General features: G+C 64.7%; 12 protein-coding genes. 5 read left to right on the top strand and 7 right to left on the bottom strand.

All coding sequences use genetic code 11. From position 1 onward, the window contains the following. Positions 1-16: 16 nt before the first annotated feature. Both KJP29_RS12550 and ctaA read right to left on the bottom strand, forming a co-directional pair. Complete coding sequence (locus tag KJP29_RS12550) at positions 17-1498, bottom strand: carboxypeptidase M32 (protein ID WP_218463881.1); 1482 nt, start codon at positions 1496-1498, stop codon at positions 17-19. Between the two features lie 4 nt (positions 1499-1502). After that, positions 1503-2645: a heme A synthase gene (gene ctaA, locus KJP29_RS12545; protein ID WP_218463880.1), complete on the bottom strand. Its 1143-nt coding sequence runs from the start codon at positions 2643-2645 to the stop codon at positions 1503-1505. Between the two features lie 196 nt (positions 2646-2841). Here ctaA and gyrA point away from each other — a divergent pair, with 196 nt between their 5' ends. The 4 genes from gyrA to gluQRS all read left to right on the top strand — a co-directional run bounded on the left by gyrA (position 2842) and on the right by gluQRS (position 8338). Next, on the top strand, positions 2842-5607 hold the full coding sequence (gene gyrA / locus KJP29_RS12540) for a DNA gyrase subunit A (protein ID WP_218463879.1): 2766 nt from the start codon (positions 2842-2844) through the stop codon (positions 5605-5607). A gap of 299 nt (positions 5608-5906) precedes the next feature. After that, entirely contained in the window at positions 5907-7262 is a 1356-nt protein-coding gene (gene trmFO / locus KJP29_RS12535) for a methylenetetrahydrofolate--tRNA-(uracil(54)-C(5))-methyltransferase (FADH(2)-oxidizing) TrmFO (RefSeq protein ID WP_218463878.1), read from the top strand. Further along, positions 7259-7468 carry a hypothetical protein gene (locus KJP29_RS12530; RefSeq protein ID WP_218463877.1) on the top strand — a complete coding sequence of 70 codons (210 nt, stop codon included), beginning with the start codon at positions 7259-7261 and terminating at the stop codon, positions 7466-7468. Before trmFO ends, KJP29_RS12530 begins: the two co-directional genes overlap by 4 nt. A 51-nt stretch (positions 7469-7519) precedes the next feature. After that, positions 7520-8338, top strand: coding sequence for a tRNA glutamyl-Q(34) synthetase GluQRS (gene gluQRS / locus KJP29_RS12525; protein WP_218463876.1), 819 nt, complete (start codon positions 7520-7522; stop codon positions 8336-8338). A gap of 101 nt (positions 8339-8439) precedes the next feature. Here gluQRS and hisI read toward each other — a convergent pair whose 3' ends face one another. Continuing rightward, positions 8440-8799, bottom strand: a complete 360-nt coding sequence (hisI, locus tag KJP29_RS12520) for a phosphoribosyl-AMP cyclohydrolase (protein ID WP_218463875.1) — start codon at positions 8797-8799, stop codon at positions 8440-8442. A 64-nt stretch (positions 8800-8863) separates the two neighbouring features. On the opposite strand from hisI, the gene KJP29_RS12515 reads away from it, so the two are divergent. Beyond that, positions 8864-9307 carry an iron-sulfur cluster assembly scaffold protein gene (locus tag KJP29_RS12515; RefSeq protein WP_218463874.1) on the top strand — a complete coding sequence of 148 codons (444 nt, stop codon included), beginning with the start codon at positions 8864-8866 and terminating at the stop codon, positions 9305-9307. A gap of 186 nt (positions 9308-9493) precedes the next feature. Here the strand turns inward: KJP29_RS12515 and KJP29_RS19330 are convergent, their stop codons facing one another. The 4 genes from KJP29_RS19330 to ctrA form a co-directional block, all read right to left on the bottom strand. Continuing rightward, positions 9494-9616: a hypothetical protein gene (locus tag KJP29_RS19330; protein WP_255553605.1), complete on the bottom strand. Its 123-nt coding sequence runs from the start codon at positions 9614-9616 to the stop codon at positions 9494-9496. A gap of 131 nt (positions 9617-9747) precedes the next feature. Continuing rightward, on the bottom strand, positions 9748-11838 hold the full coding sequence (gene recG, locus KJP29_RS12510) for an ATP-dependent DNA helicase RecG (RefSeq protein WP_218463873.1): 2091 nt from the start codon (positions 11836-11838) through the stop codon (positions 9748-9750). Further along, complete coding sequence (gene ligA / locus KJP29_RS12505) at positions 11835-13967, bottom strand: NAD-dependent DNA ligase LigA (protein ID WP_218463872.1); 2133 nt, start codon at positions 13965-13967, stop codon at positions 11835-11837. The genes recG and ligA overlap by 4 nt, the downstream gene beginning before the upstream one ends. 97 nt (positions 13968-14064) lie before the next feature. Beyond that, positions 14065-14778 (bottom strand): response regulator transcription factor CtrA, encoded by a 714-nt coding sequence (gene ctrA, locus KJP29_RS12500; RefSeq protein WP_218463871.1) that lies wholly within the window; start codon positions 14776-14778, stop codon positions 14065-14067. Positions 14779-14831: the final 53 nt, after the last annotated feature.

The raw sequence follows: 14831 nt of genomic DNA, 5'->3' as shown, positions 1-14831 counted from the left end.
CCTGCGGGTCCTTGCACTACAGCCGGTAGATGCCCCCGAACTTCTCTTCGAGATACTCAAGAAGCGGCACCTCGGACGGCGCCTCGCCGCCACAGGCCCGCGTGATCACCTCGCGCGGCTCGTAAAGACCGCCGTGACGCTGAAGGTTCTCGGCAAGCCATCGCGTGACCTTGCCGGGTTCGCCCGCTGCAAGGTGATCGTCGACCTCCGGCACCTCGGCCCGAAGCGCCTTCATCAGGCAGCCGGCATAGACGTTGCCCAGCGAATAGGTCGGGAAATACCCGAAGAGCCCCACCGACCAGTGGACGTCCTGCAGACAACCGTGCGACGGCTGGTCCACCGCGACGCCGAAATCCTTCTCGAACCGCGTGTTCCAGGCCTCCTCGAGGTCGGCGACGGCCAGGCGACCGGCGATCATGTCGCGCTCCAGATCGAAGCGCAGGAGGACGTGGAGATTATACTGGACCTCGTCGCTCTCGGTCCGGATGAACCCCGGCGTGACCCGGTTGACGGCCCCGTAGAACGCCTCGGCGTCGGGCGTGGAGAGCGGACCAAAGGTCTCGCCCATCCGCGCGAAGAGCCAGCCGGTAAAGGCCCGCGAACGGCCAAGCTGGTTCTCGAAGATGCGGCTTTGACTCTCGTGCACCCCCATTGACACCCCCGCACCCAGCGGCGTGAGAAGATGCTCACGGTCAATGTTCTGCTCGTAGCAGGCATGGCCGACCTCATGCACCGTCGAATAGATCGAGCCGAAGGGGTCCGCTGCATTGGTCCGCGTCGTGATCCGGACGTCGAGCCCGGAGCCAGACGAAAACGGATGCACCGCTTTGTCGATGCGGCCATGGGCCATGTCATAACCGAAGGCCTTGGCGATCTCGCGCGTGAGCTTCATCTGGGCGTTTTCGCTGAAGGTGCCCACGAGGGGCGCGGGCTGATGTGCCGCGCCCATGATCCGGTCCCGCAGAGATACGAGGCGCGGACGAAGCGCGTCGAACATCGCTTCGAGCTGCGCTGAGGTCGCTCCCGGCTCGTAGTCGTCCAGTAGCGCGTCATAGGGGTCGCCCCCGTCCGCCAGCGCCTGCGCCTCGGCCTGTTTCAACGCGACGACCGTCTCGAGTATCGGCCTGAACATGGTGAAATCGTTATTGGCCCGCGCGTCCGCCCAGATGCCCTGCGCCGAGGAGGTCACCCGCGCGATCTCGCCCGCGAGCTTGATCGGAACGCGTTTGGTCCGGATGTAGCGGCGGCGGATCTGCCGCAGGTTGGCCTGCCCGATCGCGTCCAGCGCGGTCGTGTCGATGTCGTCGAGCCAGTCGCCCACGCGCGGGTCGGTGCGGCGCTCGTGAAGGACATGCTCCAGAGCTTCCGTTTCCTCCGCCCGCTGCGGACCAGCCCCGCGCGGCATGACGGTCTCTTGATCCCAGCCGAGCCGCCCGGCCACCTGACCAAGGGCCTGGGTCTGGCGCTCGAACGCCATGAGGTCATCGTATGCGGTCATGGTCTTAGCCCCGGACGGAAGTTGCAGTGGGATAGCCTGCGCGGAACCGCGCGACGATGATGAGCGCCCATGTCAGGATGGCACCGGCCTGATGGGTGATCGCGATATGAAGTGGTGCTGCGTTGAGCACGGTCACGATTCCCAGCACCATCTGAACCACGATCATCGCCGCCGCGAGAGTGAAGGCGAGCCGCGTCGAAGGGGAAGCGGCCATGCGACCCCGGAAGAAGACGCCGATGGCGAAGAGGAACAGGAGATAGCCGGCGATCCGGTGCAAGAACTGCACGAGTCCGGGGTTCTCGAAGAAGTTGCGCCAGACCGGCATGATCGAGAAGGCGTCCGGCGGAAAGACCTGCCCCGCCATATAAGGCCAGTCTACGAAGTTCCGCCCCGCATCGATGCCGGCCACCAGCGCGCCCAGCAAGATCTGGAGGAACGCGAGGTGCATGAGCCCCGTGCCCATGCCGAAGAGGCTTCGCTCACGGAGACGACGCGCCTGAATGTTCTGCGCCTCGGTTCGGCCGAGAAGCAGGATGTACCACAGGATCAGCCCCAGAATGGCGAAGGCGAGGCCCAGATGCGTGGCCAGTCGATAGGAGGCCACACTGGTCATTTCCCCTTGCAGCCCCGAGTGCACCATCCACCAGCCCACGGCCCCCTGCACGCCGATCAGGGCGCCCACGGTCAGGGTCCGGCTGGTCCAGCCCTTAGGCATCCGACGGGTCGCGAGAAGGCCAAGGAAACCGGCGAACCAGACGAGGCCGATGAAGCGGCCAAGCTGCCGGTGTCCCCATTCCCACCAGTAGATCGCCTTGAAAGACGCGAGGTCCATGCCCGCGTTCATGTTCCGGTATTGCGGGCTTTCGCGATATTTGTCGAATTCCGACGCCCAGTCCTCGGCGTTCATCGGGGGAAGCGAGCCGCCCACGAGGTTCCATTCGGTGATCGAAAGGCCGGAGTCCGTGAGCCGCGTCAGGCCACCGACGACGATCATCACCGTAATCAGCGCGAAGAGCGCAATGAGCCAGCCGCGCAGAAAGCGCCGCGCGCCACTCCGCGTTCCGGCGTCGATCATACCCGTTTCGCGCGGGGTCCGCGCGGCGGCATCGTGGTCCACCTCTTCGAAAATGCTGCGCTTTTGGGACATGGCTCACCCCCGAATTTTCTGGTTTTGCGGAACATGGGGGATGGCCCCGGAAAAGTGAAGGATAAACCCGCTTTTCCGCCCCTTTCTGCGCCCTTCCGATTGCACCCCACGGCTTGGGTTTGGTATAGAGTGCCCAGACAAGATGTGGCGTGACGCCACCCGTGATCAGAACCTATAACAACGCACGGCGGACACCTTGAGCGATACTCCGGATACCCCTGAAAACGGGGGCGATATGCCTCCCGAACGGCCGACCTTCGCTGGCCCCTCGATCACCATCGAAGAGGAAATGCGCACCTCTTATCTCGATTACGCGATGAGCGTGATCGTGAGCCGGGCTATTCCGGACCTGCGTGACGGGCTGAAGCCCGTGCACCGCCGGATCCTGTTCGCGATGCACGAGGTGGGCAACACCCACGACAAGCCCTACCGCAAATCCTCGCGCCCCGTGGCCGACACGATGGGCCAGTATCACCCGCATGGCGACAGCGCGATCTATGACGCGCTCGCCCGGATGACGCAGGACTTTTCGATGTCGCTGCCGCTTCTCGACGGCCAGGGCAACTTCGGCTCGATGGACGGCGACAAACCGGCCGCCTTCCGTTACACCGAAGTCCGCATGGAGAAGGCCGCGCAGGCGCTTCTCATGGATATCGACAAGGATACGGTCGATTTTCAGGACAACTACGACGGCAAGCAACGCGAGCCCGTGGTGCTCCCTGCGCGTTTTCCCAACATGCTCGTCAACGGGGCCGGCGGCATCGCGGTCGGCATGGCCACGAACATCCCGCCGCACAACCTGGGCGAAGTCGTCGACGCCACGCTCGCGATGATCGAGAACCCCGACATCTCGGACGAGCGGTTGATGGAGATCATCCCGGCCCCCGATTTCCCCACCGGCGGCGTCATCCTTGGCCGCGCCGGTGCGCGCAAGGCCTATCTCGAAGGCCGTGGTTCGGTCATCCTGCGGGCCAAGACCCGGGTCGAGGAGATCCGCAAGGAACGCTACGCCATCGTCGTCGACGAGGTGCCGTTCCAGGTGAACAAGGCGCTGATGATCGAAAAGATCGCAGAGCTTGTGCGCGACAAGAAACTCGAAGGCATCTCCTCGATCGCGGATGAAAGCGACCGCCTGGGCGTGCGTGTCGTCATCGAGCTGAAACGTGACGCTACACCCGAGGTGGTTCTGAACCAGCTTCACCGCTTCACGCAGCTTCAGACCTCGTTCGGCTGCAACATGCTCGCCCTCAACGGCGGTCGGCCCGAACAATTGACGCTTCGGGATTTCCTGCGCCACTTCATCACCTTCCGGGAAGAAGTCGTCGCGCGGCGCACGGCGTTCGAGCTGCGCAAGGCGCGCGACCGGTCGCATATCCTGTGCGGTCTGGCCGTGGCCGTGTCGAACGTGGACGAGGTGGTCGCGACCATCCGCGCCTCTGCAGATGCCGCCGAAGCGCGGTTCAAGCTGATGGATCGGCGCTGGCCTGCCGAGGATATCGCCGACTACATCCGGCTCGTGGACGACCCGAGCCACACGATGAACGACGACGGCACTTACAACCTGTCGGAAACGCAGGCCCGTGCGATCCTCGACCTGCGGCTGCAACGCCTGACCCAGATCGGTGTCAAGGAGGTGACTGACGAGCTGGCCGAACTGGCGGGCAAGATCAAGGAATACCTTGAAATCCTGCGCTCGCGCGAACGGATCATGGGCATCATCTCGGACGAGCTGACGGCGGTGAAGGACGAATTCGCCGTGCCGCGCCGCACCGAGATCGTCGACTGGTCGGGTGACATGGACGACGAGGACCTGATCGAACGCGAGGATATGGTCGTCACGATCACCCAGTCGGGCTGGGCCAAGCGCACGCCGCTTATCGACTTCCGCGAACAGAAACGCGGCGGCAAGGGGCTTTCGGGCATGGCGACCAAGGATGAGGACGTGGTGACCACGCTCTTCGTGGCCAACACCCATACCCAGCTTTTGATCTTCACGACGGACGGCATGGCCTACAAGCTCAAGACCTGGCGCCTGCCGCTGGGCGGGCGCACGGCCAAGGGCAAGCCGCTCGTGAATATCCTGCCGATCCCTACCGGTGTCGGCATCTCGTCGATCCTGCCCATCGACCGGGACGAGCTCGACTGGGACGATCTCCAGATCGTCTTCGCGACCTCGAAAGGCTCGGTTCGCCGCAACCGCCTGTCTGACTTCACCAACGTCAAGGCGAACGGCAAGATCGCAATGAAGTTCGAGGGCGAGGACGAGAACACCCGTCTCATCAACGCGCGGATCTGTGACGAGGGCGACGATGTCATGCTCGTCACGAACAAGGGTCGCGCGATCCGTTTCCCGGTCACCGACGTGCGCGTGTTCAACTCCCGTGCCTCGACCGGCGTGCGCGGCATCCGGCTTCTGGGCAAGGACGACGAGGTCGTGTCGATGTCGGTGATCCGCCATTTCGACGCCACCTCGGAAGAACGGACCGCCTATCTCAAGATGCGCCGCCAGATGGCCGGCGTGGACGACACGGAGAGCACGGACGACGAAGAAGAACAGGTCGAAGGCGCGATCACGCAAGACCGGTTCGACGCCATGCAGGCCGCCGAGGAACTGATCCTCACCATCACCGAACGGGGTCTGGGCAAGCTTTCCTCTTCGCACGACTACCCGGTCCGGGGTCGCGGCGGTCAGGGCGTGACGGCCTTCACCAAGGCGATGCCGGGGGGCGACCTCGTCGCCTGCTTCCCGGTCGGGATGGACGATCAGGTCATGCTCGCGACCTCTAAGGGCCAGTCGATCCGCTGCCCGGTCAATGGCATTTCCTTCCGCTCGCGCGGCGCCGGCGGGGTCAAGGTCTTCAACACCGGCAAGGGCGAACGCGTCGTCTCGGTGGCCTGGATCGCCGAAGCCAGCGAAGAGGCCGACGACGTCGTGGAAGCGGCGGAAGCCGCGGAAGAATAGACGTTCCGAAATCGTTTCGCAAAATCAGACAATCCCGGCCCCGCGCCGGGATTTCTTTTTCATTCCCAACAATCACCGCGCCCGTTTCGCAATCCCGCCCGAATTGCCAGCCATAACAATCTCAACCCAACGAGGGCGGCCCGGCACACCGCGCCCCCTCACCCGCATGAGACGAGATCTGACCAATTCCGCCTGACTGGAATGCCTTGCTAAGGGTGCAACTGGCCCGCTCTTCCGAGCGGGCCTTTTCTTTGGCGCCCCCGCTTTCCTTTTGACCCGCGACCGCCTATCTCCCGCCTATGGATAAGACATTACATATCGTCGGCGGTGGCATGGCCGGGTCCGAGGCCGCCTGGCAGGCCGCGAATGCCGGGCTCGACGTGGTGATCCACGAAATGCGCCCCAAGGTCGAAACCTTCGCGCATCAGACCGGCAAGCTGGCCGAGATGGTCTGTTCCAACTCCTTCCGCTCGGACGACGACGAACAGAACGCCGTCGGCCTCCTCCATTGGGAAATGCGCGCCGCGAACTCGCTCATCATGGCCACGGCGGACAAGCACCGCCTGCCCGCCGGTGGAGCCCTCGCCGTTGACCGCGAACCCTTCTCACAGACCGTGACCGATACGCTGCGCGCCCTGCCCAACGTGACGGTCGTGGATGAAGAAGTGACGACGCTGCCCGCTGAGGGCCACTGGCTCTTCGCTACGGGTCCACTTACCTCGCCCGCGCTCGGTCAGGCGATCCAGGAGATGTCCGGCGCCGACCGGCTCGCCTTTTTCGATGCCATCGCCCCCATCGTCTATGCCGAGTCGATCGACATGGACGTGGTCTGGGCGCAGTCGCGTTATGACAAGGGCGAGACGGAAGAAGAGCAGAAAGCCTATCTCAACTGCCCGATGACGAAAGACCAATACGAGGCCTTCATCGACGCGCTACTGGCTGCCGACAAGACCGAGTTTCATGAGGGCGAGACGGCGGGATATTTCGACGGCTGCCTTCCGATCGAGGTCATGGCGGAACGCGGCCGCGAAACCCTCCGCTTCGGGCCGATGAAACCCATCGGTCTCACCAATGCCCATGATCCGGAACACAAGCCCTATGCCGTGGTGCAGCTGCGCCGCGACAATGCGCTCGGCACGCTCTTCAACATCGTCGGCTTCCAGACCAAGATGAAATACGGCGCGCAGACCGAGGTGTTCAAGATGATCCCCGGGCTGGAGAACGCCAGCTTCGCGCGGCTGGGTGGCATCCATCGCAATACCTTCATGAACTCGCCCACGCTTCTGGACAATGAAATGCGCCTGCGCCAGCGGCCCAACATCCGTTTCGCGGGGCAGGTCACCGGGGTTGAAGGTTACGTCGAAAGCGCGGCGATGGGGCTTCTCGCCGCGCGCTTCGCCGTTGCCGAGCTGACCGGCGAGAGCCTGCCTCCCGCGCCGCAGACCACGGCCATGGGGGCGCTCGTCACCCACATCACCGGCGGGGCCGATGCCAAGACCTTCCAGCCCATGAACGTGAACTTCGGTCTCTTCCCGCCCGTCGAGGGGCTCAAGGGTGGTCGTCGGGGCCGCAAGGATCGCTACCAGGCCTATACGGACCGGGCCAAGGCGGACTGGCGGAACTGGCTTGAAGCCTCGCGCGTTGTCGTCGCATGAATTACATCCTCGCTCTCCTGCTGCCGCCTGTTTCGATCCTCCTCACGGGGCGCCCGATCCTCGCGATCATCGTGTTCCTGATCTGGGTCCCTGCGCTCATCTTCTCGGGCGGGCTCACGCACCCGATGTTCATCATCCTTGCCTGGATCATCATCTTCCAGTCACGGGAAGATCGTCGGATGCGGCGCTACGATCCCGACGCCTGAGCCGCCGCGCGGCGTCTGGACCTTGCGCGAGCGATTTCGCATAGCTTGCGCATGATCACCCGTTTCGCCCCATCCCCCACCGGCCTCCTGCATCTGGGCCACGCGTTTTCGGCCCTTGAGGTCTGGCGACTGGCCCGTGGGGCCGGCGGCACGGTGCTTCTCAGGATCGAGGACGTGGACAGCGAACGCTGTCGGCCAGTCTATGACCAGGCGATCCGCGACGACTTGCATTGGCTCGGGTTCGACTGGCTGGAGCCGGTTCTCAGGCAATCCACCAACCTCGACGCCTACCGCGCCACGCTGGCGGCGCTGGACGAAAGAGGCCTCGTCTATCCCTGTTCCTGCACACGGACAGACATCGCCGCCCATGCTCCTGCCATCGGCTGGGACGGCTACGTCTATCCCGGCACTTGCCGCGCGCGGCCCATGTCCGACCGGGGCCCCCGCGATGCGGTGCGTCTTGACCTCGCCGCGGCGCTGTCGGGGATCGGACCGCTCGCCTTCACCGAAACCGGCCCGCTCTTCGCGGGCGACCACCGGCCCGGCCCCGCCGACCTTCTCACCCACATCGGCGACCCCGTACTCTGGCGCAAGACCGGTGATCCGGCTTATCACCTCGCCTGCCCCCATGACGATGCGGCGCAGGGCGTGACCCATGTCATCCGCGGTGCCGACCTCTGGCACGCGACGTTCCTGCATGTCGTTCTGCAAGCCGTCATGGGGTGGCCGACCCCCATGTATCACCACCACGACCTCGTGCGCGATCCCCGGGGCCAACGCCTTGCCAAGATCGACAAGAGCCGCGCCATCGCGAGTTACCGCGAAGAAGGTCTCACACCCGACGACATCTGGAGCCTCATCGGAGTCTAGGCCGGGTCCCCTCTTCTCTGGTTCATAAATATCCCGGAGAGGGTCTGGGGGAGGCTGGCCTCCCCCAGCGGGTCGTGGCGGGCGCAGCCCGGCGCGAAACCTCAGACCATGGGCCGGGACAGTTCCACCTCTTCGCCCGTCTCCACGCCCGTGTAGAAACACGACCGCCGGTTGGTGTGACAGGCCGGCCCCTCCTGCTCCACGATTGCCAGCAGGCAATCCCGGTCGCAGTCCACCCGCAACTCCACCAGCCTCTGCGTGTGACCCGATGTCTCGCCCTTGACCCAGAAGGCCTGCCGCGAGCGGCTCCAATAGGTCACACGTCTCGTCTCGAGCGTCTTCTCCACCGCTTCGGCATTCATCCAGGCCATCATGAGAACCTCGCCCGTGCCCGCCGCCTGCGCGATGCAGGGGACAAGCCCCTTGTCGTCGTAGACCAAAGTCGTGACATCGAATGACATGGCACTTCCTTCCCAAAGCAAGATTTCCGTCCTATCTAGGGGGAAGACTACCGGAGGGAAAGTGATGAGCGACAGCGACCTGATCAAGCTCTACTCCAAACGCATTCTGGCGCTGGCCGCCGATATTCCGCATCTGGGCAGCCTCGATGCGCCCGAAGGCATGTCCAAGCAGCGCTCGCCCCTCTGTGGATCGACTGTCACCGCGCAGGTCGTCGTGCGGGATGGCAAGGTCGCCGACTTCGCCCAGAACGTGAAGGCCTGCGCCCTGGGTCAGGCGTCCTCCTCGATCCTGGGCGCGCATGTGATCGGGCAGGACCGCGCCACCGTCGAGGCCGCGCGCGACGCGCTCATCAAGATGCTGCGCGAGGACGGGCCGACCCCGCCCGCGCCCTTCGAGGACCTCGAGGTACTGCGCCCGGCGCGCGACTTCAAGAACCGGCACCCCTCGATCCTGCTCGCCTGGGAAGCCACCCTCGCCGCCATGGACGAGGCACAGGCGGCCGCCTGACCCCGCCCCCTGCTGAACAAAAAAAACCGCCGCACTCCATGGGAGGCGGCGGAAGGTATGCGGTTGGGTCGGACCCGGGGAAAGAGGCAGAACTCCGGGCAGGACAGGTGACGCTTGGGTAAACGTCGGCATCGAGTTGGGGACAGATGCCGGGACCCTGATCCGCAGGCAGAAACTCGTGTGGGGTCAGAGGACTCCTGGAAGATGAAGCGCAGCCATGAGGCCGATCATGAGAGCGGCGCCGCCGGCAAGGTCCTGCCAGATCGTGGCGCGGGACCGGGCGAATACGGCTTGGATATCCTTGATCATCGAGGCGCTCCTGTTCTCAATGTGCTGCGTTTGTTCTTTGTTAACGCTTTGTTCTCACAACGAGCCCCGCGCTGTAAAGAACTTTTTGAGAACAAATGCGAACTTTCTGCGAAATTTCGCCAAGGACTCCCCTAACCCACTGATATCAAACGGATCGCTTCGTCCTGCCGCATGAGCCAGAGGAGAACACGCGCGGCCTCGCCCCGCGGGCTCGTCAGATCGGGATCGTCGGCGAGGAGCTTGCGCGCATCCTTCTGCGCCACCGCCATCAGCCCGGCCTGATGCTCAAGGTCGCCCACCATGAACTTCGGCAGCCCGGATTGTGCGGTCCCGATCAGGTCGCCCGCGCCGCGCATCTCCAGATCGGCCTCGGCGATCCGGAACCCGTCCTCGGTCTCTCGCATGATCGCGAGCCGCTTCTCCCCGCTTTCATTGAGCGGCGCCTGATAGAGAAGCACGCAGGTCGAGGCCTCCGACCCCCGCCCGACGCGCCCGCGCAGTTGGTGCAATTGGGCCAGGCCGAAGTGCTCGGCCCGTTCGATCACCATGATCGTCGCATTCGGCACATCGACGCCGACCTCGATCACCGTGGTCGCCACCAGGACCTTCGTGTCGCCGCGCTGGAAGGCCGCCATTGCGGCGTCCTTCTCGGCTGGCGGCATCTGGCCGTGGACCAGCCCCACGACGCCTTCGCCAAGCGCGGCCCGCAAGAGCTTGAACCGTTCCTCGGCGGCGGTCAGTTCACTCACTTCGCTCTCACCCACAAGAGGACAGACCCAATAGGCCTGACGCCCGCTTGCCGTCACGCTGCGCAGGCGCTCAACCACGTCGCCGATCCGGCTCGTGGAGAGCGCCGAAGTGGTGATCGGTTTGCGCCCGGGCGGCTTTTCGTCGAGCACCGAGACATCCATGTCGCCGTATTGCGCGAGCGAGAGCGACCGGGGAATCGGGGTCGCGGTCATCACCAGCACATCTGCCGCCTGCCCCTTCTTGCCCAGCCGCATCCGCTCCGCCACACCGAACCGGTGCTGTTCGTCCACCACGGCAAGCCGCAGGTCGCGGTATTCCACGTCATCCTGAGAGACCGCATGGGTGCCGACGAGGATATGGATCTTGCCCGCCTTCAGCGCCTCGAGCTTGGCCCGCCGTTCCGCCCCCTTGTCGCGCCCCGTCAGGACCTCGACGACGACCTGCGCGGCTTCGGCAAGCGGGCGGACGCTTTCCAGATGTTGCCGCGCGAGGATCTCGGTCGGGGCCATCATCACCCCCTGCCCACCCGCCTCGACCGCGATCAGGAGCGCCAGCGTCGCGACGAGCGTCTTGCCAGCGCCGACATCGCCCTGCAGGAGCCGGTTCATCCGCTGCCCGCTCGCCATGTCGGCGACAATCTCGGCCACGGCGCGTTCCTGTGCCCCGGTCGGTGCATAGGGAAGCGCGGCGCGCACCTTGGCCTGTAGCACCCCCGTCCCCACCGTGGCGATTCCCTTGCCGCGGCGCATGTGGGACCGGGCCAGCGCCAGCGTGAGTTGATGGGCGAAGAACTCGTCATAAGCAAGACGCCGGCGCGGCGCCGCATGGGGTGACAGGTCGTCGAGACCATGGGGCATATGCGCCTTGAGGACGGCATCGTGCCAGTCCGGCCAATGCTCCTGCGCCTTCAGCGTGGGATCGACCCATTCCGCCAGCGGATGGATCCGCGTCAGAACCTCACCCACCGCGCGCATCACCGCCTTCTGGGTCAGCCCCTGCGTGAGGCTGTAGACCGGTTCGAAATCCGGGATCTGATCCGCTTCGCCCGGCTTCAGGATATGATCGGGATGCACCATCTGGGCGATCCCGTCGAAATGCTCGACCTTGCCCGACACGATCCGCTTCTGCCCCGTCGGCAATTGCTTTGAGATCCAGTCCGGATTGCCGTGGAAGAACACGGCGTGGAAGGTGGTCAGGGCATCGGTCAGCTCGACCCGGTAGGGCCGGTTCCGTGCCGAGGGCACATGGTGGCGCCCCACGGTCACTTCGACCGTCGCGGTCGCGGGCGGTGTCACCTCGGCGACGCTGGCACGAAACCTCCGGTCAACCCCGGAATGCGGCAGGAAGAACAACAGGTCGCGCGGGCGCGTGACCCCGAGGTTCTCGAAAAGCTTCGCCGACTTCGGACCGATGCCGCCAAGCGTCTCGAGCTCCGCGAAGAGCGGATAAAGGATTTCGGGCCGTGTGCTCATGCGCCCTTGATCAGCTCGAGCCAACCGTCTTCGTCAATGGTTTCGACGCCCAGCTCCTTGGCTTTCTTGGCCTTGGAGCCGGCGCCCGGTCCGGCCACGACCAGATCGGTCTTGGCACTGACGGACCCCGCGACCTTGGCACCCAGCGCTTCCGCCCGGGCCTTGGCTTCGGCGCGCGTCATCTTTTCGAGCGTTCCTGTAAAGACGACGGTCTTGCCGGCGACCGGCGAACCCTCGGTCAAGGGCATGTCCACGGGCTGGATGTCGAGCTGGGCCACCAGACGGTCGATCGACTCGCGTTCGTTCTGCTGCTGGAAGGTGGTCACGAGCGACGTCGCCATCACCGCACCAACGCCGTCGATGGACAAGAGCTCGTCCCAGGCTTCGCCCCCTTCGGGCGATGCCTCGGTCATGGCCACCTCGAACCGGGGCCAGTCGCCGTAGTGCCGCGCGAGCAGTCCGGCCGCGCTCTCGCCCACGTGGCGGATCCCGAGCGCGAAGATGACCCGGTTGAGCGGCACCCGGCGCCGCTCCTCGATGGAGGCGAAGAGGTTGGACGCCGACTTATCGCCATATCCATCGCGATTGCGCAGCTTGGTCAGGTTCTCGGCATCGCGGTTCGCCAGGGTGAAGATGTCGGCGGGCTCGCGGATTGGAAGCTGGTCGTCATGGTAGAACATCTCGACCTGCCGGGCGCCGAGACCTTCGATGTCGAAGGCCGCGCGGGAGACGAAATGTTTTAGCTTTTCCACCGCCTGCGCGGGGCAGATCATCCCGCCGGTACAGCGACGAACCGCGTCGCCTTCTTCCCGGATCGCCTCGGAGCCGCATTCCGGGCAATGGTCCGGGAAGCGATAGGGTTCGGTGTCGGCGGGGCGCTTCGCGAGGTCGACGTCAGCCACTTTCGGAATGACGTCGCCGGCGCGGTAGACCTGCACCCAGTCGCCGACGCGGATGTCCTTGCCGCCGCGAATCTCACCGCCCTTGCTGTCGCGTCCGGCGATGTAGTCCTCGTTGTGCAGCGTCGCATTGGACACCACCACGCCGCCCACGGTCACGGGCAGAAGCCGCGCGACCGGCGACAGGGCCCCGGTGCGTCCCACCTGGATGTCGATGGCCTCGAGCCGGGTCCAGGCGAGCTCGGCCGGGAACTTGTGCGCGATGGCCCAACGGGGCGTCGTCGACCGGAATCCGAGCCGCGCTTGCAGGGCGAGGTCGTCCACCTTGTAGACCACACCGTCGATGTCGTAATCGAGCGTCGCGCGCTGTCCTTCGATCGCGTGATAATGCGCGAGCATTTCGTCGGGTGACGTGACCCGGACCGTCAGCGGATTGGTGCGAAAGCCCATGCTTGCGAGGCGCTCGATGGCGCCGGACTGTGTGTCGGCGAGCGGTGCCGAAAGCTCGCCCCAGGCATAGGCGAAGAACTTCAGTGGCCGCTCGGCGGTGACGGCCGAATCAAGCTGGCGCAGCGATCCGGCCGCGGCGTTGCGAGGGTTGGCAAAGACCTTTCCGCCCCGCTCCGATTGCCGTTCATTCAGCGAAGCAAAGTCGCTCCGGCTCATATAGACCTCGCCGCGGACTTCCAGGACCTCCGGCGCGTCCTTCAGCTGCCTCGGAATGTCGGAGATGGTGAGCGCATTCGCGGTCACGTTCTCGCCCTCGGCCCCGTCGCCGCGAGTCGCCGCTTCGACAAGCGCGCCGCGCTCGTATCGCAGGGACAGGGACAGGCCGTCGATCTTGGGTTCCGCCGTGAAGGCAAGCGGCGCACTGGCATCAAGACCGAGATAGGACCGGACCTGCCGGTCGAAATCGGTGATGTCCGCGTCCTCGAAAGCATTCGCGAGCGACAGCATGCGCACGCGGTGCCGGACCTTGGCAAAGGCCTCGGACGGGGCGTTTCCCACCTGTTCGGTCGGGCTGTCGTCCCGCTTCAGGTCAGGGAAAAGCTCTTCGATCCGCGCGTTGCGCTGCTTCGCCGCATCATAATCCGAATCGCTCAGAAAAGGATCGTCTTCCGTGTGATAGGCGACGTTGGAGCGTGCGAGAACATCGGCAAGACGCGCAAGTTCGCGGGCCGCTTCGGTTTCGGTCAGGTCCTCTACGGGCTTTTGCTTGTCTTCGGGCACGTTCAACTCCGCCTGTTCCGGCGAAATCTAGGCGTCAGGGTGGAGCGGGTCCATACCTCTCATGCGGGGGTTACCACGCAGGAATGGCCCGCAGGGATCAGGCCCCGAGCGCGATCTGGCTGTCCATCACCGAGGGTGCGGGATCGCGCAGCACGTAGCCCCGGCCCCAGACGGTTTCGATATAGTTGTCGCCGTCGGTGGCTTCGGCGAGCTTCTTGCGCAGCTTGCAGATGAACACGTCGATGATCTTCAGCTCCGGCTCGTCCATCCCGCCGTAGAGATGGTTGAGAAACATCTCCTTCGTGAGCGTGGTGCCCTTGCGCAGCGAGAGCAGTTCCAGGATCTGGTATTCCTTGCCGGTCAGATGCACGGGCTTGCCCCCGACATCGACCGACTTGGCATCGAGGTTCACCGAGACGCGTCCGGTCTGGATGATCGACTGGGAATGCCCCTTGGAGCGGCGGATGATCGCATGGATCCGCGCCACGAGCTCGTCGCGGTGGAAGGGCTTCGTCATGTAGTCGTCCGCACCGAAGCCGAAGCCCTTGAGCTTGTTCTCCGGGTCGTCCGCGCCCGACAGGATCAGGATCGGTGTCGCGATCCGGGCCATCCGGAGCTGGCGCAGGACCTCGTGCCCGGTCATGTCCGGCAGATTGAGATCGAGAAGGATCAGATCGTAGTCATAGAGCTTCGCGAGGTCGATGCCCTCTTCCCCGAGATCGGTGGAATAGACGTTCAGGTTCGCATGGGTGAGCATGAGCTCGATCGACCGCGAGGTCGTCGGATCGTCTTCGACAAGCAGGATACGCAAAGGTCAATCTCCTGAATAGTTCCCGTTCTGTTCGTCAACACTTTCGGGGCAAT

Origin of the sequence: Maritimibacter sp. DP1N21-5 (assembly GCF_019218295.1) — a bacterium.
GTDB lineage: Bacteria > Pseudomonadota > Alphaproteobacteria > Rhodobacterales > Rhodobacteraceae > Maritimibacter.
Note: the sequence above shows the minus strand (reverse complement) of the source record. Positions and strands in the feature narration are given on the sequence as shown.